This is a genomic window from Niveibacterium sp. COAC-50, from assembly GCF_013184235.1.
In the GTDB taxonomy this organism is placed as follows: Bacteria; Pseudomonadota; Gammaproteobacteria; order Burkholderiales; family Rhodocyclaceae; genus Niveibacterium; species Niveibacterium microcysteis.
The window spans coordinates 103,394-125,543 of the sequence record NZ_JABCJM010000005.1; the positions used below are offsets into that span (position 1 = coordinate 103,394).

At 66.8% G+C, this 22,150-nt stretch carries 22 protein-coding genes; 5 read left to right on the forward strand and 17 right to left on the reverse strand.

The window, feature by feature from the left end; translation table 11 throughout:
• The first annotated feature begins 4 nt into the window (after positions 1-4).
• From HH302_RS17680 to HH302_RS17700, 5 genes are read left to right on the forward strand one after another with little or no spacing between them, the layout of a single operon-like run.
• The gene (locus tag HH302_RS17680; protein ID WP_172203585.1) at positions 5-547 is read left to right on the forward strand and encodes a chalcone isomerase family protein; all 543 of its coding nucleotides are present in this window, start codon (positions 5-7) and stop codon (positions 545-547) included.
• Complete coding sequence (locus HH302_RS17685) at positions 544-1,836, forward strand: MFS transporter (protein ID WP_172203586.1); 1,293 nt, start codon at positions 544-546, stop codon at positions 1,834-1,836. Before HH302_RS17680 ends, HH302_RS17685 begins: the two co-directional genes overlap by 4 nt.
• The gene (locus tag HH302_RS17690) at positions 1,836-2,360 is read left to right on the forward strand and encodes a DUF3833 domain-containing protein (RefSeq protein WP_172203587.1); all 525 of its coding nucleotides are present in this window, start codon (positions 1,836-1,838) and stop codon (positions 2,358-2,360) included. Before HH302_RS17685 ends, HH302_RS17690 begins: the two co-directional genes overlap by 1 nt.
• Before the next feature lie 9 nt (positions 2,361-2,369).
• Positions 2,370-3,143: an SDR family NAD(P)-dependent oxidoreductase gene (locus HH302_RS17695; RefSeq protein ID WP_246479791.1), complete on the forward strand. Its 774-nt coding sequence runs from the start codon at positions 2,370-2,372 to the stop codon at positions 3,141-3,143.
• A complete protein-coding gene (locus HH302_RS17700) occupies positions 3,140-3,577 on the forward strand; it encodes a nuclear transport factor 2 family protein (protein ID WP_172203588.1) in 438 nt (145 codons plus the stop codon). The genes HH302_RS17695 and HH302_RS17700 overlap by 4 nt, the downstream gene beginning before the upstream one ends.
• A gap of 4 nt (positions 3,578-3,581) precedes the next feature.
• Here HH302_RS17700 and HH302_RS17705 read toward each other — a convergent pair whose 3' ends face one another.
• From HH302_RS17705 to hypB, 17 genes are all read right to left on the reverse strand, one after another.
• On the reverse strand, positions 3,582-4,415 hold the full coding sequence (locus HH302_RS17705) for a formate/nitrite transporter family protein (RefSeq protein ID WP_172203589.1): 834 nt from the start codon (positions 4,413-4,415) through the stop codon (positions 3,582-3,584).
• A 324-nt stretch (positions 4,416-4,739) separates the two neighbouring features.
• The gene (gene hycI / locus HH302_RS17710) at positions 4,740-5,195 is read right to left on the reverse strand and encodes a hydrogenase maturation peptidase HycI (protein ID WP_172203590.1); all 456 of its coding nucleotides are present in this window, start codon (positions 5,193-5,195) and stop codon (positions 4,740-4,742) included.
• On the reverse strand, positions 5,188-5,595 hold the full coding sequence (locus HH302_RS17715) for a formate hydrogenlyase maturation HycH family protein (RefSeq protein ID WP_172203591.1): 408 nt from the start codon (positions 5,593-5,595) through the stop codon (positions 5,188-5,190). Before HH302_RS17715 ends, hycI begins: the two co-directional genes overlap by 8 nt.
• Positions 5,592-6,389 (reverse strand): NADH-quinone oxidoreductase subunit B family protein, encoded by a 798-nt coding sequence (locus tag HH302_RS17720; RefSeq protein WP_172203592.1) that lies wholly within the window; start codon positions 6,387-6,389, stop codon positions 5,592-5,594. Before HH302_RS17720 ends, HH302_RS17715 begins: the two co-directional genes overlap by 4 nt.
• 1 nt (position 6,390) lies before the next feature.
• Positions 6,391-6,927 (reverse strand): hydrogenase 4 subunit H, encoded by a 537-nt coding sequence (gene hyfH, locus HH302_RS17725; RefSeq protein WP_172203593.1) that lies wholly within the window; start codon positions 6,925-6,927, stop codon positions 6,391-6,393.
• A gap of 11 nt (positions 6,928-6,938) precedes the next feature.
• Positions 6,939-8,651: an NADH-quinone oxidoreductase subunit C gene (locus HH302_RS17730; RefSeq protein WP_172203594.1), complete on the reverse strand. Its 1,713-nt coding sequence runs from the start codon at positions 8,649-8,651 to the stop codon at positions 6,939-6,941.
• 29 nt (positions 8,652-8,680) lie between these two features.
• Entirely contained in the window at positions 8,681-10,252 is a 1,572-nt protein-coding gene (locus HH302_RS17735; RefSeq protein WP_172203595.1) for a hydrogenase 4 subunit F, read from the reverse strand.
• Positions 10,253-10,256: 4 nt separating this feature from the next.
• A complete protein-coding gene (hyfE, locus tag HH302_RS17740; protein WP_172203596.1) occupies positions 10,257-10,907 on the reverse strand; it encodes a hydrogenase 4 membrane subunit in 651 nt (216 codons plus the stop codon).
• A 9-nt stretch (positions 10,908-10,916) separates the two neighbouring features.
• Positions 10,917-12,356, reverse strand: coding sequence for a hydrogenase 4 subunit D (locus HH302_RS17745; RefSeq protein WP_172203597.1), 1,440 nt, complete (start codon positions 12,354-12,356; stop codon positions 10,917-10,919).
• An 8-nt stretch (positions 12,357-12,364) separates the two neighbouring features.
• Entirely contained in the window at positions 12,365-13,303 is a 939-nt protein-coding gene (locus tag HH302_RS17750) for a respiratory chain complex I subunit 1 family protein (protein WP_172203598.1), read from the reverse strand.
• A 9-nt stretch (positions 13,304-13,312) separates the two neighbouring features.
• The gene (gene hyfB / locus HH302_RS17755; RefSeq protein WP_172203599.1) at positions 13,313-15,334 is read right to left on the reverse strand and encodes a hydrogenase 4 subunit B; all 2,022 of its coding nucleotides are present in this window, start codon (positions 15,332-15,334) and stop codon (positions 13,313-13,315) included.
• On the reverse strand, positions 15,331-15,960 hold the full coding sequence (locus HH302_RS17760) for a 4Fe-4S dicluster domain-containing protein (RefSeq protein WP_172203600.1): 630 nt from the start codon (positions 15,958-15,960) through the stop codon (positions 15,331-15,333). Before HH302_RS17760 ends, hyfB begins: the two co-directional genes overlap by 4 nt.
• A 342-nt stretch (positions 15,961-16,302) precedes the next feature.
• The gene (hypE, locus tag HH302_RS17765) at positions 16,303-17,343 is read right to left on the reverse strand and encodes a hydrogenase expression/formation protein HypE (RefSeq protein ID WP_172203601.1); all 1,041 of its coding nucleotides are present in this window, start codon (positions 17,341-17,343) and stop codon (positions 16,303-16,305) included.
• A complete protein-coding gene (gene hypD / locus HH302_RS17770) occupies positions 17,340-18,482 on the reverse strand; it encodes a hydrogenase formation protein HypD (RefSeq protein ID WP_172203602.1) in 1,143 nt (380 codons plus the stop codon). Before hypD ends, hypE begins: the two co-directional genes overlap by 4 nt.
• A gap of 2 nt (positions 18,483-18,484) precedes the next feature.
• On the reverse strand, positions 18,485-18,739 hold the full coding sequence (locus HH302_RS17775; protein WP_172203603.1) for a HypC/HybG/HupF family hydrogenase formation chaperone: 255 nt from the start codon (positions 18,737-18,739) through the stop codon (positions 18,485-18,487).
• Between the two features lie 155 nt (positions 18,740-18,894).
• Positions 18,895-21,252, reverse strand: a complete 2,358-nt coding sequence (hypF, locus tag HH302_RS17780) for a carbamoyltransferase HypF (RefSeq protein ID WP_172203604.1) — start codon at positions 21,250-21,252, stop codon at positions 18,895-18,897.
• Positions 21,252-22,097 (reverse strand): hydrogenase nickel incorporation protein HypB, encoded by an 846-nt coding sequence (gene hypB / locus HH302_RS17785; RefSeq protein WP_172203605.1) that lies wholly within the window; start codon positions 22,095-22,097, stop codon positions 21,252-21,254. The genes hypF and hypB overlap by 1 nt, the downstream gene beginning before the upstream one ends.
• Positions 22,098-22,150: the final 53 nt, after the last annotated feature.

Here is a 22,150-nt window from a genome sequence, read left to right on the forward strand (position 1 = left end):
GATCATGCGCGCCATCCGCTGCTTCCTGATCCTGCTGGCTGTCACCGTGTGCTTGCCGCTCGCGGCCAACGAAGGCGCGCGCGCCTTGCCTGACGCGCTGCGCAGCCAGACGAGCGAGTGGCGGCCGCTTGGCGCTGGAGAGATGACCTGGTTCGGCCTGCACCTGTACGACGCGCAGCTATGGGCTGCGGGGCCCAGCTTCCGAGGCGCCTCGCCTTACGCGCTGGCGCTGACCTACGCGCGCGACTTCTCGGCCGAACGCCTGGTTGATACCAGCGTGGAAGAAATGCGCCGACTGGGCATGCGTGACGAAGCGACGTTGGAGCGCTGGCGTGCCGAACTGGCGCGCGTGTTTCCCGATGTGCGCAAGGGCGATGTGATCGTGGGCGTGCACTGGCCCGATCGCGGCGCGGCCTTCTACCACCGCGGCCAGCTCACCGGCGAGGTGCGCGATCCGGCCTTTGCGCGGGCGTTCTTCGGCATCTGGCTTGACCCGCGCACCCGCGCGCCGGAGTTGCGCGCCCGCTTGCTTGGCAGCGCGTCATGACGCTTGGCATCGCGCGCGTTGCGGCAGGCGCGCCGGCGTCGCTCGCACGTCTGTTGGCGTACGGCGCACTGGCGGTGCCACTCGCCTTCGCGGCATTGCCGATGTATGTGCATGTGCCGAAGCTCTACGCGGACACGCTTGGCCTGTCGCTCGGTGCGGTCGGGGCGGTGCTGCTGGCGGCGCGGCTGGGCGATGCGGTGGCAGATCCGCTGCTGGGCCTTTGGAGTGATCGCCTGCAGGCGCGGCGCAGGCTCACCTTGCTGGCGCTGCCGGTGCTGGCGCTGGGCATGGTCGGCTTGCTGCGACCGCCTTCAGGGGCAGGGCTGACCTGGCTCGCCGCGATGCTCGTGGTGGCGTATGCCGGCTACTCACTGGCCAGCGTGAATTACGCGGCCTGGGGGGCAGAGGCTGGCGGCGATGCCGGCGAGCGCACGCGCTTGACTGCTGCGCGCGAAGGCTGTGCGCTGCTGGGCGTGGTGCTCGCGTCGGCGCTGCCCGAACTGCTTGCGCCAGATCAGGCGCAGGGGCTCGTGCGGCTGCTGTGGGTGTTCATTCCGCTGCTTGGCCTGGCCGCGTTGCTCAGCGCACGCTTCGCCCCCTTGCCGCGCGCGCAACTGCATGCGCCCAGCACGGTCGGCCGCTTTGAGCAGGCGATTGCGCCGTTGCGGGACCGACCGGTGCGCGCTCTGATGGCGATCTTCGCCCTCAACGGTATCGCGGCGGCGATTCCGGCAACGCTGTTCCTGTTCTTTGTGGCGGATGTGCTGGCGCGCGAGCGCTTGTCGGGGCTGTTCCTCGCCACCTACTTTGTCAGCGGCGCGCTGATCCTGCCGTTCTGGGTCCGCCTCGCTGCGCGCATCGGCAAGGTGCCAGCCTGGTTTGCGTCAATGTTGCTCGCGGTACTGGCGTTCGGCTGGGCGGTGACGCTGGGTGAGGGCGATGTGATCGCCTTCCTCGTGATCTGCGTGATGTCCGGCATCGCGCTGGGTGCGGACATCACGTTTCCGCCCGCGCTGCTGGCTGATCTGCTGGCACGCCCGGCGCGCGCCGCCGCAGGTGGCATCTACTTCGGCTGGTGGAACCTCGTCACCAAGCTCAATCTCGCGCTCGCCGCGGGCGTCGCGCTGCCCTTGCTCGATTGGCTTGGCTACCGCCCGGGCGCACGCGACGCGGGTGCCTTGCTCGCGCTGGCCGCGGTGTATGCCGTGTTGCCGATCGCGCTGAAATGCGCTGCCGCTGCGCTGTTGTGGCGGCTTCGAAAGCATGTGGAACCTGAAGGAGTTTCCTGATGAAGACTTGGCTGATCGCGGCCATGACGGCGCTGGTGCTTGGCGGCTGTTCCAGCGTCGATATCGCGGACTACCGCAACGAGAAACCGCAGCTCGATCTGGCGCACTACTTCGACGGTACCGTCGACGCGTGGGGTGTGTTCCAGGACCGCTCCGGCAAGGTGGTGAAGCGCTTTAAGGTGACGATAGCCGCGCAGTGGCGCGGCGACGTCGGTACGCTCGACGAGCACTTCGAATACTCGGATGGCAGCACGCAACGCCGCGTGTGGACCGTGACAAAGCTGGCGGACGGCCGATACACTGGCCGTGCTGACGATGTGGTGGGTGAGGCGATCGGTGAGGCGCAGGGCAACGCCCTTCGCTGGCGCTATACGATGGCCTTGCCGGTGGATGGCAGCGTCTATCACGTCGCCTTCGACGACTGGATGTTCCTGATGGATGACAAGACGATGCTGAACCGGTCCTTCATGACCAAGTTCGGTGTCGAGCTCGGGCAGGTGACGCTGAGCTTTCGCAAGCGTTAGCAGGTACCCATGGCGATGAATCAGCCGATTCGTGACTGGCGCGGCAAGCGTGTGTGGATCGTCGGTGCTTCGACGGGAATCGGCGCAGCCCTTGCGGAATCGCTTGCGGAGCAGGGCGCTCATCTTGCGCTGTCGGCCCGGCGCGCGGAGCGCTTGCGCGTCTTCGCCGCACGCTTTCCTGGCAGCATCGCGATACCACTCGATGTGGCCGAACATGCCACCTTGCTGCCTGCGGTGCTGCAACTGCTCGACCTGTGGGGTGGCATCGACGTGGTCGTCTTCAATGCCGGCACCTACACGCCGATGCATGCGTGGGATCTCACCGTCGAAGGCGCACGCACGACGATCGAGATCAACCTGATGGGCGTCATCAACGGCGTTGCGGCCATCGCGCCGCAACTGCTGCAACAGGGCGAAGGCGCCATCGTCATTGTTGGCAGTGTCGCCGGCTACCGCGGCTTGCCCAAGGCGCTGGCCTACGGGGCATCGAAGGCCGGCGTGATCAACTTCGCCGAGTCGCTGTACATGGACCTCGCGCCGCGCGGCGTGAGCGTCTTTCTGGTGAACCCGGGATTCGTCGAAACACCGCTCACCGCGCAGAATAAGTTCCGCATGCCGGCACTGATCACCGCGGCCGAGGCGGCCGATGCGATCCTTCGCGGCATCGCCCGCGGCCGCTTCGAGATTCACTTCCCGCGCAGGTTCACCCTGCTGCTCAAGTTCCTGCGCTTGCTTCCTGAATGGCTCTACCTGCGTGCGGTGCGGCGCGCAACTGGCGCATGAGCACCCAGTCAGCGCTCGACGCGCTGGTTGACGCCTACGAGCGGCTGACGCTGGATAGCGTGGACGCGCTCGCCGCGCGCTATGCCACGGATGCGAGCTTCAAGGATCCGTTCAACGAGGTGGTCGGACGCGCGGCAATTGCCCGCGTGTTCCGGCACATGTTCGAGCAGGTGGATGTGCCGCGGTTCATCGTGACGGGAAGATTCGCGGCGGAGGGCGCGGCGATGCTGACTTGGGAGTTCCGCCTGCGCTTCCGCGGCGAGTCCGCGGAACGCGTGATTCGCGGTGCGAGCCACCTGTGCTTCGATGCGCAGGGGCTGGTCACGATGCACCGCGACTACTGGGATGCGGCTGAGGAGTTGTACGCCCAGCTGCCGGTGCTGGGCGCTTTGATGCGTCTCCTGCGGCGCCGGCTGGCGACGCCACAGGCCTGATGCCTCAGTGTGCGGCGGCCTTCGGGGCCTTGCGCGGCGGGGGCAGTTCGCGTGCGGCTTCGGCGGCTTCCGCCTGATCCATCGCTTCAGGGCTGAGGTAGCGGTAGGCCAGGCCGACGAACACCGCGCCACCCACCACGTTGCCGAGTGTGCTGAAGATCAGGTTGTACACCGCTTGCCCGAAGGTCAGCCCGCCGTGGCTCAGCAGCGCCATCGAGAAAGTGCCCATGTTGGCGATCGAGTGCTCGAAGCCGAGGTAGAGGAAGATGAACACGACGAGGATCATCGCCACGATCTTCGCGAGGTCTTCCTTCAACTGCAGTGCGACCCACACCGCGAGGCAGACCACCCAGTTCGCGAGGATGCCCTTGAAGAAGATCACTTGCGCAGCCTGCTCGGCCTTGTGCACCGCGCCCTGGTTCAGCGCATGTTCCGGTGGCAGCGAGTCGAGCACGCCTGCGAAATAGAGCAGCGCCGTGAGCACCACGGCCCCGATCAGGTTGCCCAGGTAGCAGACCACCCACAGGGCGACCGTCTGCGGCCAGCTCGTCTTCCCTTCGGCTGACGACACCGCGAGGTACATGTTGTTGCTGGTGAACAGCTCGGAGTTGGTGAACACGATCACCGACAGGCCGACGCCGAAGAAGAGGCTCGCCAGCACCTTGCCGAACGGCGTGTCGTGCAGGTTGTTGAGCAGCGACCAATACACCAGTACGACGATGGACAGGTACATGCCTGCCAGCACCGCGCGCATCAGGTAGCGGCCCGGGTCTTCCTTCAGCAGCGAGAACTTGCGCAATCCGCTGGCTGCGGACTTCTCGACGATCGGACGTTCCATTTCGCTTGATTCCTTGGTTTTGTCGTCAGGGGAATGACACCGCGTGCGTTGTCATCGCAAGCAGTTTCCTTGCACTTTATGTGTCCGACTTGCTCGCGTTTGCGCTGAGTTCAGCGTTTTTGACATCCATCAGGCGTAGGGCGCGGATCTAAAAATCGCTCTATGGGTCGATAAGCGGCGCTGTGTTCCGCTTGGGCCCACGTTGAGGTTTAGCGCGCAAATCTGCAATCCGCCACTGTGCTTGGCGGTAAGCGCGAGGGCAGGTGGCCGCTGGCGCGCCGCGTGGCGCGCGCGCGGGCGGTCAGTCGACGGGCCGGAGGAGGCTCAGAGCCAGGGCAGGGCGGTGAGGTCTGCGCCGGCGACAAGCTGCGCGTGCAGCGTGGTGACGGCGTTGCGCACCGGGTCGGTCATCGGGAAGCCGAAGGCGACGATGTCGGGCTGGATGCCAACGAAGAGCACCTGCGGCACCGTTTCGCGCAGCCGCTCGATCAGGAAGCTGAGCGGCAGGTTGTGCGTGGTCATGATGAACATGTCGGCGATGTTCGCATCGTCGACCAGGCGCGCTTCGCCGGGGGCGAGCGCCATGTCCGCCGCGTCCACGATCACCACGGTCTGCGGCGCGAGCGCCTGCACCTGATGTGCGACGTTCTCCGGCGCGGAGCCGCCGTCGATCACCGCCCAGCCGCTGGCGGGTGCGTTCGTCAGCAGTTCGGCCAGCAGTGGGCCGGCGCCGTCGTCGCCCATCATGCTGTTGCCGACGGTGAGGATCAGGTCAGGCATCGCGGTGCTTGGCGATCAGGTAGATCGCAGGTTCGGCTTCGATATCGGCAAGCGACTGGATCAGCCGCGTCGCCCACTGGTTCTCGGTTTCGCTGTAGCCCGGGCGGGCGCCGTCCAGCGCCCTAGCGAGCAAGTGCGTCGCCGTGCTGTCGATGTTGATCTCGCCCCATTTGAGCAAGCCTTCGAGCTTGCTGCGGGCGGCGCCCTCCGGCAGCTTCTCGAGCCAGGCGGCGTAGTCGTCGGCCGGGCATTCGAGGATCGGCTTGAGGCAGTCGATCACGCCGATATGGTGGCCGATCGCGAGCGAGTAGTAGACCACCTGCTTCGCCTCGGCCGGCATGTCCTCCTTGCGGTCGAGGAACTTCTGGCCGAGCTGGTAGAAGATGACCTTGCCGCTCACGCGGTTGCTCCGCCGATTCCGAGGCAGGTGCTTTGCAGGTGGGCAAAGATTTCCGACAGACGCGGGTCGTCTTTCGCAGCGAGGTGTTCACGCGCACGGGCGACGAAACCTTCCGGCGTCGGCGCGGCGACCATCAGGCCCATGAAGTCATCCGCGATGCGTCCGCCGTGCAGGTAGCCCGCCATGCGGCGCGCCTCGCGTTCGATCAGCACCCGCAGATCCAGCGGTACGTCCGGGTGCCGCACCTGCGCGACTTCGCCCTCGGCTTCCTGATGGTGGCTGCCCTTGAGCTTCTGGTTGAGCAGCCCGAGCGCGACCGCGAAGCCGTAGATCGTCGCAGCCGGGGTCGGCGGGCAGCCAGGGATGAAGACGTCGACCGGCACGATCTGGTCAGTGCCGCCCCAGACGCAGTACAGGTCGTGGAAGATGCCGCCGCTGCAGCCGCAGGCGCCGTAGGAGACGACGATCTTGGGATCTGGCGCGGCCCGGTAGGCGCGGATCGCCGGCATCCGCATTGAGCGTGTCACGGCGCCGGTGAACAGCAGGATGTCGGCATGGCGCGGCGAGGCGACGACCTTGATGCCGAAGCGCTCGGCATCGAAGACCGGCGTGATCGCCGAGAAGATCTCGATCTCGCAGCCGTTGCAACCGCCGCAGTCGACGCGATAGACGTAGGCGGAACGCTTGATGTCGCCGAGCAGCGTCTGCTTCAACTGCGCGATGTGCTCGCTCTCGCTGATCGGAGTCGGCATGCCCTGGGCGTTGCGGGGCGCGAATTCGATGGGCTTGTTCATCTCAGCCTCGCTTCACGAAGGTTTCCGGCTCGACGCTGCACAGCGCCTGTTTGCGCTTGCAGTCGGGGCAGGTCTCGAACTGCGGGCGCATCGCTTCGGCTTCGGCCTCGGAGAGCCCGCTGTGCACCATCAGCGCCATCGTGAACTCGATCTCCTTGCTCGGCGCGAAGGGCGTGTCGCAGGCGACGCAGCGGGTCAGCGAAAACGTTGCCCGTTGCATCAGGTCTTCCTTGCGGCCCACCGCCAGCTCGAAGTCGGGCGACAGCGCGATCGCGCGGGTCGGGCAGACTTCCTCGCAGCGGCCGCAGAAGATGCAGCGCCCCAGGTTGAGCTGCCAGGTGCGCTCGCCGCGCTCGGTGTTGGTGTGCATCGTCAGCGCATTGGGCGGGCAGGCCACCACGCAGGCCGCGCAGGCGATGCACTGCTCGGCGGTGAACTCGGGCTTTCCGCGAAAGCCCGGACTGACCGGCATCGGTGCGAACGGGTACTTTTCAGTCGCCTCGCCCGCCTTGCGGATGATTTTGAGCAGCTTGAACATCCATCAGCCCCTTACTTGAGCGGCGAGTTCTTGCGTTCGCGACCGTAGCGCTCGATTTCCTTGTACGGCACGGTCGTGGATTTGCCCTTGTTCACATCGACCAGCGTGACGCGGTCGGTGCAGGAGTAACAGGGGTCGATGCTGGCGACGATCAGCGGCGCGTCGGACACGGTGTTCCCGCGCAGCATGTAGCGCAGCGGCGGCCAGTTCGCGTAGGTCGGCGCGCGGCAGCGCCAGCGGAACAGTTTCTGGTTGTCGCCGATCATGCTCCAGTGGATATCCTCGCCGCGCGGCGCCTCGGCGTAGCCGAGCGCGAAGCGGTGCGGCTGGTAGCTGAACCCTTCGTTGAGGATCGGCCCTTCCGGCATGTTGGCCAGCGCGTGTTCGATGATTGCCAGTGAGTCGTAGAACTCCTTCACGCGGATCAGCACGCGCGAGAGCACGTCGCAGCCGTCGAGCACATGCAGGCCGAAGGGCAGGTCGGGGTAAGCGGCGTAGGGGTGATCGATGCGGATATCGCGCGCGTAGCCGCTGGCGCGCACCACCGGGCCGACCGGGCTGAAGTCGCGCGCCACCTTTGGATCCAGCCGGCCGACGCCCTGGGTACGCTGGGTCAGGTTGGGCGTGGCCATCAGCATGTCGACCAGCGGCGTGATCTCGCTGCGCAGCTCGGCGATCAGCTTCAGCGTCTTGTTGCGCTCGTCCTTGTGGATGTCGCGCCGCACGCCGCCGATCAGGTTCATGCCGTAGGTCTTGCGCGCACCGGTGAGCAACTCGGCCATCGTCATGGCCTTCTCGCGTACACGGAAGAACTGCATGAAGCCGGTGTCGAAGCCGACGAAGTGGCTCGCGAGACCAACGTTCAGCAGGTGGCTGTGCAGGCGTTCGACTTCGAGGAAGATGCTGCGGATCGCCTTGGCGCGGGCCGGCACCTCGATGCCCAGCGCGTTCTCCACCGAGCTGGCGTAGGCCACGCTGTGCGTGAAACCGCAGATGCCGCAGACGCGATCGGCGAGGAAGGTCACCTCGTCGTAGCCCATGCGGGTTTCGGCGACCTTCTCCATGCCGCGATGCACGTAGAACATGCGGTAGTCGGCGTCGACGATGTCCTCACCGTCGACGAAGAGGCGGAAGTGGCCCGGCTCGTCCGAGGTGATGTGCAGCGGGCCCAGCGGTACCACGCGGCTCTCGCCACCCTCATTGACGAACTCGTAGGTCTCGGTGTCGGAGGTCGGCGCCGGACGCTGGTTGTAGCCCATCGTGTCCTTGCGCAGCGGGTGCAGGTCTTCGGGCCAGTCGTCCGGCAGCACCAGGCGGCGCTGGTCGGGCAGGCCGACCGGGCGCAGGCCGTACATGTCGCGCACTTCGCGTTCGCCCCACACGGCGGCCGGCACTTTGGGCGTCACCGAGGGGAACTCCTGCTCCACCGGGTCCACCAGCACACGCACCACCACCCAGCACTTCACGCCCTGTTCCATCGACAGCACGTAATAGACCGCAAAGTTGCCGTTCAGCGTGCGCTCGTCGTTGCCGAACAGCACCGACAGCCAACCGCCCTGGTCGTAGTACAGCCAGGCGACGACGTCCGGCAGGGCGTCAGGCTTCACCGTGACGGTGACCTGGTCGGCGGTCTGCCATTCAACCTCTAGCATCGCGGCGGGGAACTTCTCCGCCAGCCCGGCGATGTAGTTGCGGCCCACGCGGGATTCTTCTGCTACGGACATGCTCTGGGTCTCCTTTCCCGGGGCGCTTCTTATTGGGCCGCTGGCGCAGCGTCGGGCGACGGCGTGGCCGCCGCGTCGGGTGCCGGCGCCTGTGCAATCTGCGGCTGGCTGCCTGTCTGAACCTGTGCGGCGGCACGGGCCAGCAACTGGCTGACCGGCGCCGGAGCACGAATACCCATTACCAGCATCGCGACCAGCAGCACGCCCATCGGCAGCAGCGTCAGCGCGCCGGTGTCGCCGCGCGGCACGTTGTCAGGCGCGGCGCCGAATACGGTGGCGGCGAGCATGCGCACCAGGCCCGCCAGCACGATGGTCAGCAGCAGCAGGCACAAGCCGATCAGCCACGGGTGGCCGGCTGCGAGGCCGGCGGTCACGACCATGAACTCGCTGATGAAGATGTTGAAGGGCGGCACGCCGCCCAGCGCAAGCGCGCCAGCGATGAACAGCGCGCCGGTGACCGGCGCCACCTTCAGCACACCCTTCACCGAATCCATCGACGGCGTGCCGTACTTGATCAGGATGTTGCCGGAGCCGCAGAACATCAGCGCCTTCACGAGGCTGTGGTTGATCGTGTGCAGCAGCCCGGCGAGGATGCCCAGCGGGCCGCCGAGGCCGAACGCGAAGGCGATCAGGCCCATGTTCTCGACGCTGGAGTAGGCCAGCAGACGCTTGATGTCGCGCTGCACGACAATGAAGAACGCGGCGACGCCCACCGACAGCAGGCCGAAGATCAGCAGCAGCGTCTGCGGGAATGCGGGGCCGACGGCTTTTGCGGCGACCATGCCGAAGCGCAGCACGATCAGCATTGCGCAGTTGAGCAGCACGGCGGAGAGCAGGGCGCTGATCGGGCTGGGCGCTTCGGAGTGCGCATCGGGCAGCCAAGCGTGCATCGGGAACAGGCCGGCCTTGGTGCCGAAGCCGATCAGCACGAACACGAAGGCCAGCTTCACCAGCGTCGGGTCCAGCAGCTGCGCTTGCGCGAGCAGCGCCGTCCAGCTGGAGGTATCGCCCACGACCGGCAGCACCGCGACGCCGTTGGAGTACACCAGCACTACGCCGTACAGGCCGAAGGCTACGCCGACGGTGCAGATGATCACGTACTTCCAGGCCGCCTCAAGCGAGGAGCGTTTGCCGTAGAAGCCGACCAGGAAGGCCGAACCCAGCGTCGTCGCCTCGACCGCCACCCACATCATGATCACGTTGTTGGCGGTCACCGCCAGCAGCATCGTGAACACGAACAGGTTGAAGATGCCGTAGAAGTTGCACAGGCGCCCGACGTCGATGGCGCCATGCGCCAGCTCGTAGTTCATGTAACCGATCGCGTAGAGGCCGATCAGGAACCCCACGACGCCGATCAGGCCGAGGAAGATAGCGCCGAGGCTATCCACCTGCATCCAGCCGTGCAGCGCGGTGATCTGGTCGACCTGCAGCAACTCGCCGGCGAGCCTGAGCGTGCCGAGCAGCAGCACCGTCATGCTCGCAGCGTGGATCAGCGTCACCAGCGGCTTCGCGGCGGCGCCGGCCCAGCGCGATGCGAACGCGAGGGCCGAGGCGACCAGCGGGACCAGCAGCAGGGCGGGGAGCAGTTCCATCGAAGTCATGTCGTCAGCCCTTCAAGGCCGTGAGTTGTCGCACGTCGAGCGTGTTCATCGAGCGCTGGATGCGGCGCACCAGCACCACCATGATCAGCACCGCGAAAACCGCGTCGGTCGCAATGCCGATCTCGACCAGTTCGGGCGCCCGCCAGGCCAGCAGCGCAAGCGTCAGGTGCGAGCCGTTTTCCATCAGGCAGAAGCCGAACACCTGCTTGAGGAGATTGCGCTGGCTGACGATGCACACCAGGCCGAGCAGGAAGTGGCCGAGCGACACGCCCAGCGCGGGCTTGAGCGGGTCCACCACCGCGAGATGTACCGATGAGACCGCGTAGCACGACAGCCCGACGATCAGGGCCGCCACGACGATCAGCACGGCCGGGCTCAGCACGCCGGGCAGGTCTTCCTTCTCCGGCAGCGTGGCGAGCGTGCGCAGCATGATCCACGGCACCAGCACCACCTTGGTCACGAAGGCGGAGAGGCCCCACCAGTACAGCTCGTGTGCGCCGTGGGTGTAGGCCAGGGTCAGGAAGATCAGCACCAGCACGAGCGATTGCGCGGCATAGAGGCGGGCTGCGCGGGTCGCGTTGCCGGCCATCGTCACCAGCAGTGAAGTGACGATCAGCAGCCCGGCCAGCGCGTTGACGATCAATGGTCCGTTCATGGGAACTCCTTAACCAAGCCAGCTCGCGGCGATGAAGCTCGACGCCACGCACATCACGATCAGCGTCACCAGCACGAAGCGGATCGCCAGCGGTACCGGCTGCGCCGTGGCCACCGCTTCGGACGCCTCGCCCGGCGTCGTGTCGCCGAACCAGCGCAGGAACCAGGCGAAGCTCGCGACCGATTCGATCAGCGCGATCACCACCAGCGGCAACAGCAGCAGGTGGGCGGCGGAGAGCTGGAAGCCCGCAGTGAAGATCGGGAACTTGCTGAAGAAGCCGTTGAAGGGCGGCACGCCGGTGATCGATAGCGCGGCGACGCAGAAGCTGATGCCCAGCAGTGGCATGTGCTTGAGCAGACCGCGCAGCGACGGCAGCATGCGGGTGCCGCAGCTGTAGCTCAGCGCACCGGCAACGAGGAAGAACAGGCTCTTCGCGAAGGCGTGGTTGAAAATGTGCGCCACCGCGCCCTTGAAGGCGAGTTCGGAGCCGAACACCGACAGCGACAGCGCCATGAAGATCAGCGACAGCTGCGAGATCGTCGAGTACGCGAGCAGGCGTTTCATGTCGCGCTGCGGCAGGTACATCGCGAAGCCGTAGACCATGGTCACGACCGCCATCGTTACGCCAACCCAGCCGATCACTTCCGGCACCGCGCCAGCCGAGTACAGCGCACGAGCGAACAGATAGACGCCCACCTTCACCATCGACGCGGCGTGCAGGTAGGCCGACACCGGTGTCGGCGCCTCCATCGCATCCGGCAGCCAGGCGTGCAGCGGCAGTTGTGCCGACTTGCCCCAGGCCGCGACGAGGATGCCGAGGAACACCGCGATCTTGGCGCCGTCGTTCAGCTGCGCGAGGCCGATGAGCGCGAAGGAGCCAGTGTCGACGAACAGCCATGCAGCCGCGAAGTAGAGGCCGATTGCCGCGATGTGCGTGATGATCAGCGCCTTGATTGCCGACTTCAGTGCCTTCGGCTTCTCGTAGTAGCCGATCAGCCCCCAGGAGCAGGCGCCGGTGATTTCGAAGAACACCAGCTGGCCGACCAGCGTGGAGGAGAGCACCAGGCCCGCCATCGCGCCGATGAACAGCAGCAGGAAGGCGTAGTAGCGCGGGCGACCGTCATGCGGATGCTCGCGATTGCCGTCGGTGAGGTAGGCGGTGGAGTAGGCGACCACCAGGAAGCCCAGCACGACGACCGCAACGCAGACCAACACGCTGAGGCGGTCGATCGTCAGGCCCATCAGGGATGTCTGGCCGAAGGACAGTAGATCGACTTCGCGTGCGAGCTTGCCTGCCTGGTCGAAGCCGATCGCGAGTGCGACAACCGCCGTAGCAGCGAGTGCCGAGAAAGCAGTAGCCACCCATTTGGCGACACGCTGCGGACTCAGCGCGGTGATGATCGCGCCGAGGAAGGGCAACAGAATGATCGTGAGCGCAAGGTTCTCCATGATCCGTTTCAGAGCCCAGTGAGGTAGAAGACAAAGGCCAGCACCGCGCACCCGAAGCCGATCCAGGTCACGCGCGAGGTCATCAGGAAGCGGCCGCGCGCCATGCTGTTCTCGATCAGGCCGGCGAGCACGAAGATCGTCAGCAGCTTCAGCGGCAGTGCGACGACGGCGAGCGCGATGTCGCCGGCGGTGAAGCTGTCCAGGTTGCCGAAGGGCAGGAACACGCCGAGCAGGAACTGCGCGAGCACGATCTTCTTCAGACCCAGGCCCAGCTTCAGCACTGCGAGCGAGGCGCCGGAATATTCGGTCAGCGGGCCTTCCTGCAACTCCTGTTCCGCCTCGGCCATGTCGAAGGGCAGCTTGCCCATCTCGATGAACACGGTGAAGGCGAAAGCGACCATCGCCAGCAGGATCGCCATTGGCGCTTGCAGGTAGCCGCCCGAGATGGCCGCGCTCATGCTGCCGAGGTTGGTGCTGCCTTCGACCAGTGCGACGACGACCAGCGAGAGGATCATGGTCGGCTCGACCAGCACGCCCATCGTCACCTCACGGCTCGCACCGATGCCGGCAAACGAGCTGCCGGAGTCGAGGCCGGAGAGTGCGAAGAAGAAGCGGGCGAGCGCGAAGACGTAGGCGAAGGTGATCAGGTCTGCCGCGGCGCCGACTGGCGAGTGGCGGGTGAACACCGGCAGTGCCATCGCCAGCAACAGCATCGCGCCGAGGATCACGTACGGCGTCGCCTGGAATACGAAACCGGCGGAGGCTGGGGCGACATCCTGGCGCTTGAGCAGCTTCACGATGTCACGATAGTCCTGCAGCACGCCGGGGCCGCGCCGGGAATGCATGCGGGCGCGGATCATCCGCGAAATGCCGGTCATCAGCGGTGCGATGGCCAGCAGCACCAGCGCTTGCAGGACGGCGAGGCAGAGCAACTCGAAACTGGGCATGGCGGGCTCCTAGACCGCAACCAGAAGAAGGACGACCAGCGTGACGACCACATAGAGGCAGTACACCCGGAAGTCGCCATGCTGCAGATGCTGGATCTTGCGGCCCGACCACTGCACGCCATCGACCACCCGCTGCACGACCTTGGCGTCCCACAGCGGTTCGATCCGCGTCGTCGCGTCGATGCACCACTGCACTGCGCGCCGCGATGCGGCACCAGGGTCCAGCGTGTCGCGCACCCGGTACAGCGGCGCGAACATGTGGCCCAGCGGTTGAGCGGCGAAGCCGGCTGCGGAGGGCACCATCACCTGTTCCTGCGCATAGCCGCAGGCCCAGGCGTCGCCACCGTGGCGGCGGCCGAGGCGTGCGCCGCGCAGGCCGGCAACCAGCAGCATCGGCAGCATCGGCAGCGCGAGGAGCAACACGGTGACCAGCGGGATCGACAGATGCGCCTGCCCCGGGTCACCCGGGAACAAGGTCTGGCCGATCGCTACCGGCGCGGCGGCGGAGTGGGTCAGCGAGGCGGCAACCGTGGCCATCACCGGGCTTACCCAGGCGGCGCCGATGCCGCAGAGTACGATGAGCCCTGCCAGCAAGAGCATCGCGATCACCATCGGCAGGGGCGCTTCCTGCGCATGCTCCGCATGGGCGCTGCGCGGCAGGCCGGAGAAGCTCAGACCGTAGGCTTTGACGAAGCAGGCCGCGGCAAGCGCGCCGGTCAGCGCCAGCATGACCATGCCGACCGGTCCGGCGAGGCGGGCGAAGATGTCGCTGGAGCTGCCCATCGAGAACAGCGCTTGATAGGTGAACCACTCGCTGACGAAACCGTTGAGCGGCGGCAGCGCGCAGATCGCCATCGCGCCGATCAGGAAGGCGCCGGCCGTCCAGGGCATGCGGGGCGCGAGCCCACCGAGCTGGTCCATGTCCTTGGTATGTGTGCGGTAAAGGATGGCCCCGGCACCGAGGAACAGCAGGCCCTTGAAGGCCGCGTGGTTGAGCAAGTGGTAGAACGCAGCGAGCAGGCCGATCGCGGCGAGCAGGGGCAGGTGGTTTGCGATACCAACCATGCCGGCGCCGACACCCATCAGGATGATGCCGACGTTCTCGACCGTGGAGTACGCGAGCAGGCGCTTGAGGTCTTTCTCGGCCAGCGCGTAGAGCACGCCGAGGACTGCCGAGATCGCGCCCACGGCCAGCACCAGCAGGCCCCACCAGCTTGCGGTGGCGCCGAGCAGATCGATGCCGACCTTGATGATGCCGAATACGCCGATCTTCACCATCACGCCGGACATCAGTGCGGACGCGTGCGACGGCGCCGCCGGGTGGGCGCGTGGCAGCCAGCTGTGCAGCGGCACCATGCCGGCCTTGGCGCCGAAGCCGACGAAGGCCAGCAGGAACACCAGCGAGGCCATCGGCCCGGTCAGGTGCAGCGTGCGGAAGCTGTCGAAGTCCAGATTGCCGCTGTAGCTGTAGAGAATGAAGAAGGCCGCCATGATCAGCACCGACCCGGCGTGCGCGATCAGGAAATACAGGAAGCCCGCACTGACTGCCTCTTCATGCTGGTCGAAGATGACCAGGAAGTAGGAGGCGAGCGACATCATCTCGAAGAAGATGAGGAAGTAGAACGCGTTGTCGCTGACCACCAGCGCGACCATCGACGCGACGAACAGGTTCATGAAGAAGCCCATCGCCCAGGCGCCGCGCCCGGCGTACTCGCGCACATAGGCGGTGGCATACAGCGAGCACACCGCAACCAGCGCCGAGATTACGAACACCATCAACGCGGCAAGCGGATCGAGGCGAATCGCAAAGTGCGCGAAGGCGAAGGGGCCGTCAGCAAGGTAACGATGGGTCGTACCACTCAGCAGCACGGGCAGGCTGGCGGCGACGCCGACCAGGCCGCCAAGCAGGCCTGTGATGCCCGAGCAGAGGATTGCGAGCGATTCGCGTCGTGCCAGTAAAAGCGAACCGAGCGCGCCAGCAAGATAGAGCAGGACAGACAGCAGCAGGAGACCGAGAGGCGTGTTCATCATTGCTCCTGCTCCCCGCCGAACGGGGTGTGTGCGGCCAGCGCGGTGGCTGCCTGCTTGCGACGCAGGTCGCCGGCGTTGTCCAGCGCGCGGTTGTCCACCACATGCATCGCGCGCGTCGGGCAGACCCGCACGCACTCGGGGCCTTCAGCGCGGAAGTCGCAAAGGTCGCATTTGACTGCGATGCTGCGCACACCGGTGACGGACACCAGGATCGGATGCAGTGTCGCTGCGCTGTCCGAGCCTTCAAGTGCGGGTTCGGTGGCGGTCAGCATGTCCGGCGACACATAGTCGCGGCCGCAGGGCACGACACCGGAGGCCGGCGTGCCGGACGGGGTGATGGCGCCGAAGGGGCAGGCGATGGCGCAGAGCTTGCAGCCGATGCACAGCGTCTCGTTCAGCACGATCGCATCGTCGGCGTGCGTGATGGCGTTGACCGGACACACCCGCGCACACGGCGCATCCTCACATTGGCGGCACAGCACGGGTGCTGTCTTGCCGCCATGCAGCGTCACGGTCAGCCGTGGCTGGCTCTGCAGACCCGCGGCCCTATGCACCATCGAGCATGCGGCCATGCAGGTATTGCAGCCGATGCATCGTGCAGGTTCCGCGATCACGAAACGGTTCATCCAGCCTTCCTCCTCGGGGTGTAAGGCATCACCGGTGTCGGATCCACGGTTGGCTCACTGCGGCCATCAGCATCTGCGTGGCACGACACAAAAAACGCCGCCCATTACAACGTGCCTTCGAGGGCGAACATTTGGGGCGCATCAAACTTGGACGACAGTCTTGGTTGACTTGATCGTGTTTCGATGCGGTTGGGGGACGAGATCGTTACGGGCGCCGAGAGGCCGGCGAAAAGGAGGCTCTCACGCGCATGTCACCGGCATGATTGGGCGGTGGTGACTTGCGCGAGCAGCGGTAGGCAGGAGGGGGCGGGCGACGTAGTTCGGGGGGCGTCGCCGTCGGCTTCAGCAGATGCGGGGTAGTTGTTCTCCGGTGAGCCAATCCACCATGCGGCGTCCGCCAAAGGTGGTTTCCATCTGTACGAAGCCGTTCGGGTCCACGATGGCCTCGCCGATGATGGCGGCATCGCGGCCCTGGGGGTGGCTACGCATGACATCGAGCAGATGCTCGGCATCCTCGGCCGGGCAGACCGCGACGAGCTTGCCTTCGTTGGCGACGTAGAGCGGGTCGAGCCCGAGCAACTCGCAGGCCGCAGCGACTTCGTCGCGCACCGGCACCGCCTTTTCGCGGATCACGATGCCGCAGCCGGCGGCGCTGGCAAATTCGTTGAGCACGGCGGCGAGCCCGCCGCGCGTCGGGTCGCGCAGTGCGCGCAGCCCCGGCACAGCGGCCAGCATGTCGGCAGCAAGGCCGTGGATCGCAGCAGTGTCGGACTGGATCGCGGTGTCGAACGACAGGTTCTCGCGCAGCGACATGATCGCCACGCCATGGTCGCCAAGATAGCCGGACACCAGAATGCGATCGCCGGGCTGGATGCGGCGCGGGTCGAGCAGGATGCCGTCCGGCACCACGCCGATGCCGGTGGTGGTGATGAACACGCCGTCACCCTTGCCTTGCTCGACCACCTTGGTGTCGCCGGTGACGATAGGCACGCCGGCTTCACGCGCCGCTTCGGCCATCGACACGACGATGCGCTGCAGGTCGGCGAGCGGGAAGCCCTCTTCGAGGATGAAGCCGGCCGCGAGATAGAGCGGCTTGCCACCGGCCATCGCGACGTCGTTGATCGTGCCGTGCACCGACAGGCAGCCGATATCGCCGCCGGGGAAGAACAGCGGCGAGACCACGTGGCTGTCGGTCGCCATCACCATGCGGCCGGTGCCGGCTGGCAGCGGAAAGCAGGCGCCGTCGTTCTGCGCGCGCAGGTAGTCGTTGTCGAAGTGGCGTAGGAACAGGTCGTGAATCAGCTGCGCCATCGCGCGTCCGCCGCTGCCGTGGCTGAGGTCGACACGGCCGTGTTTGAGGTCCAGCGGGCGGGTGTAGCTCATGCGCTCACCTCCGCGCGCAACGGGATTTCCTTGAAGCGGCCATAGGTGTAATGCGCCGCACAGGCGCCCTCGGACGAGACCATGCAGGCCCCGATCGGGTGGTCCGGCGTGCACACTGTGCCGAACACCTTGCAGTCGCGCGGATGCTTGTGCCCGCGCAGGATTGCCGCGCACTCGCAGGCCTTCGGGTCCGGCACCTGGCGGTAGGCCATGCCGTAGCGGCGCTCGGCATCGTACGCGGCGTACTCGGCGCGGATGCGCAGCGCGCTGTCCGGCACTTCGCCCAGGCCTCGCCAGTCGAAGCACTCGCGCAGCTCGAAGACTTCCGCGACGCGCGCCTGCGCTTTGCGGTTGCCTTCACGCGTCACGGCGCGGGTGAACTCGTTTTCCACGATGGCGCGCCCTTCGTTGATCTGGCGCACCAGCATCAGGATCGACTGCAGCACATCGAGCGGCTCGAAGCCCGCGATCACGACCGGCTTGCGGTAGTGCTGCGCGAAGCCCTCGTAGGGGCCGTAGCCGATCACGGTGCTGACATGGGCCGGGCCGACGAAGCCGTCGAGCGCGACGCGCGACGGATCGCCTTCCGATTCCATGATGTGCACCATCGCGGCCGGCGTCAGCACATGGTTGCAGAACACGCTGAAATTGGTGAGGCCGAGCGCGGCCGCCTGCTGGATCACCACCGCCGTCATCGGCGTGGTCGTCTCGAAACCGATGCCGAAGAACACCACCTCGCGATCCGGGTGTTCGCGCGCGATGCGCAGCGCGTCGTCGCAGGAATACACCATGCGCACGTCCGCCCCCTGCGCCTTCGCCCGCATCAGCGAGAGGCCGCCGGACGCCGGCACGCGCAGCGTGTCGGCATAGGTGCAGAGGATCACGCCCTTGTCGCGCGCCAACTCGATGGCGCTGTCGATGCGCCCGATCGGCAGCACGCAGACCGGGCAGCCGGGGCCGTGGATCATCTGCACGCCGGGCGGCAGCAGATCGAGCAGGCCGTAGCGTGAGATCGCATGGGTGTGGCCGCCGCAGAACTCCATCAGCCGGTAGCTGCGACCGGGCTGCACTTCGGTTGCGAGCGTCGCGGCGAGCTTGCGGGCGATGTCGCCGTCGCGGAATTCGTCGATGTACTTCATGCTCAGGCCAGCGGCGGCGTCAGCAGGCGTTCGCCCGCCATGGCGGCATCCAGTTCGGCGAAGGTAGCCAGCGTCAGCGCGGCTTCCTCCGGGTCGAGCCGCCCGATTGCAAAGCCGACGTGCACGATCACATAGTCGCCGACCGCCACGTCTTCCACCAACGCCAGCGACACCTCTTTCTGGACGCCGGAGAGTTCAATGCGCGCGCGGTCGTCAGCGAGCAGTTCGACGACGCGGGCAGGTATCGCAAGACACATGGTCAGTCCTCTTGGGGCGCCGGCCTCGGGCCGGTCGTGTTGGGTACCTCGAAAAACACCTGCTTTCGTCGCGATACTGCGTAGCTCACGAAATATTCCGTCTTGCATATCAGCCATATGCGGCGTCGCAATTTTCCGTTCGCGCCTTGTCTCGCTTAGAAACCAGCGTTTTTCCAGGCGCCCGGTTGTTCAATCATGCGTCGGGCAACCCAGGCCTGACCCAGCGCGAGGCCGCCATCGCCGGGCGGTGCGGCCTGTGCTTCAAGCATCGTCAGCCCGCGGTGTTGCAGCGCGCTGCGCAGCCCCGGCGCGAGGATCGCGTTGAGGAAGCAACCGCCGGCACACACCACGGTGCGGATTCCCTGCGACTCTGCCGCAGCGCCGACCCAGTCCGCCAGGGCATAGATCAAGGCCGCGTGGAATAGCGCGGCGGCCTGCTTGACGTCTGTCATCTCGCTGAGTTCGGCCAGCGCGGGGGAAAGATCCAGCTGCATGCGGCCCGCGACGGTGTCGATCCGATGTAGCGGCGCCGCGAGGCGCAGCGGGCCGACGGCCTGAGCCAAGCCTTCCAGTCGCATGGCAGCCTGCCCCTCGAAGCTCATGCGGGGCTGGATGCCCAGCAGGCCAGCGGCGGCATCGAACCAACGCCCCATGCTGGTCGTTGCCGGTGCGTGGCCGCGCAGCATCTGTGCGACCGCTGCGGCGCCGGGTTCCTTGGCGAAGCGGGTTGTGATCTCGTCTTGGCGGCCAAGTAGCGCCAGCGCAGCGGCCCCCATGCGCCAGGGTTCGCGTGCGGCGCGGTCGCCGCCCGGCATGGGCAGCGGACGCAGGTGGCCGAGCCGTTCGAACTGCGTGCCGTCGACCCGCAGCAGTTCGCCGCCCCAGGGCTGGCCGTCGGTACCAAGGCCGACGCCGTCCAGCGCCAGGCCGAGCACCGGCGCGTCGAGCCGGTGTTCCGCCAGCACCGCGGCGATATGGGCATGGTGGTGCTGCACGCCGAGCGCCGGCACCTGCCAGCGCTCGGCCAGTTGCAGCGCGAGCCGGGTGCTGAAGAAGTCCGGATGCAGATCGTGCGCGAGCCCCTCGGGCTTCACCTGCAGCAGCCCGGTGAGGTGATCGACCGCCGCCTCCAGCGCGCGGCAGTTTGCGACGCGGTCGAGGTCACCGATGTGCTGGGATAGGAAGGCCTGATCGCCGCGGGTGAGGCACAACGTGTTCTTGAAGAATCCGCCCAGTGCGAGCACGTCGTGGCGTGAGGCCGCTGCGGCGAGCGGGATCGCGCGAGGCGTGTAGCCGCGGGCGCGGCGGAGGAACTGTGGCGTTGCCTGAGCCGGAAACGGCCGCACTACGCTGTCGTCGCAGCGGATCAGGATCTCCCGGTCGTGCAGCAGCCAGGCGTCGGCAATGCCGCGCAGGCGTTCCAGCGCTTCGTCGTCGTCGGTGATCAACGGCTCGCCGTGCGGGTTGGCGCTCGTCATCACCAGCGTCAGCGGCTGCGGTTCCGCGAGCCAGTCGGTGCCGGCAGGCCGACCCGCGGCTTCGTGGAACAGCAGGTACTGCAGCGGTGTGTAGGGCAGCATCGCGCCCAGCCAGCCGAGGCCGGGCGCGACGCCGGGCAGGCGTGCATCGGTGTCCCCGCGCTTAGGCAGAAGCACGATCGGGCGGGCGACATCATTCAGCGCGGCAGCTTCCGTGGCGCCGAACGCCGCGAACTCGGAGAGCGAGGCGAGGTTGGCGACCATCACGGCGAGCGGCTTTTCTTCGCGGTTCTTGCGCGTGCGAAGCTTCTCCACCGCGCTCACGTTGCGCGCATCGCAGGCAAGGTGGAAGCCGCCCAGACCCTTGATTGCCACCACGTCACCGCGGCGCAGGTGCGCGAGCGCTTCCGCCACTGGATCGACGGCCCGGCTCACGGGCAGCGCCTTGCCGTCGTCCGCTGCGCGGAAGAAGCTCAGTTGCGGGCCGCAGCTGGGGCAGGCGTTCGGCTCGGCATGGAAGCGCCGGTCACCCGGCGCGCGGTACTCAGCCAGGCACGCCGGGCATTGCGCGAAGCGCGCCATGCTGGTGTTGGCGCGGTCGTAGGGCAGGCGCGCGGCGATGGTGTAGCGCGGACCGCAGTCGGTGCAATTGATGAAGGCGTAGCGGTAGCGGCGGTTGGCTGGGTCGAAGAGCTCGGCGAGGCAGGCGGGGCAGATGCAGAGGTCCGGCCCGATTGTCGCGCGCTGCGTGCCGCCGGCTTCGCTGGCGAGAATCTGGAAGCCCGCCCCGTCGCCAAGGCGTTCGCAGGGTTCGACCTCCAGCGTGTCGATCTGTGCGGAAGACGGCGCATCGGTACGCAGGCGCGCTGCGAAGGCGTCCAGCGCGGGCGCATCGCCCTGTACTTCGATCGTGACGCCGCTTGCGTCGTTGCGGACCCAGCCGCTGAGCTGCAGCGCGTGCGCGAGGCGATGAGTGAAGGGCCGGAAGCCGACGCCCTGAACAATGCCGGTGACGCGCAGCCGCCGGCGGATCATCAAGCGGCCGGGGCCTTCGTAACGGCGGCCACGCCGGCCGCGAGCCAGTCCAGCCAGGCCTCGCAGCCCTCACCGCTGCGTGTCGAGAGCTGGATCACAGGTAGATCCGGCCGTACCTGCCGCGCGTAGCGCACGGCGAGATCGACATCGAAGTCCAGATGCGGCAGCAGGTCGATCTTGCTGATCAGCAGCAGGTCGGCGGCGCGGAACATGTCCGGGTACTTCAGCGGTTTGTCCTCACCCTCGGTGACCGAGAGGATCACGACCTTGTGCGCTTCGCCGAGATCGAACGCTGCCGGGCACACCAGATTGCCGACGTTCTCGATCAGCAATAGCCCGTCCGAGGGCAGCTGCGCCTGCTCGGCGAGCTGATCAGCCGCTTGCGCGACCATGTGGGCGTCGAGATGGCAGCCCTTGCCGGTGTTGATCTGTACCGCCGCCGCGCCGGTCGCGCGGATGCGCTCGGCATCGAAGGCGGTCTGCTGATCACCTTCGACCACAGCCACCGGTGAGCGCGTGCCCCAACGCCGGATCGTATCGACCAGCAGCGTGGTCTTGCCGGAGCCCGGGCTGGATACGAAGTTCAGCACGAACAGCCCGCGCGCAAGAAAGCGGCTGCGGTTGGCGTTGGCCTGCGTGTCGTTGTCGGAGAGGATGTCCTGCTCGATGCGCAGGATCTGCGCCTCGCTGGTGCCCGGCGCGTGGCGCGCGTCGAGCGTACCGTGGGCGGGTCTGAACGATGTGGCCGCTGGGGGCGTGGCGGCACCGCGCCGCGGGCGAGCGTAACGCATCCCGTGTCCGTCAATGTGGGCGTCGCCGCCCCCGCATCCGCAGGTCACACACATCGCACAGTTCTCCAAATCTTCCAGGCTGCGACACGGGCCACGCGGGCCGCGTT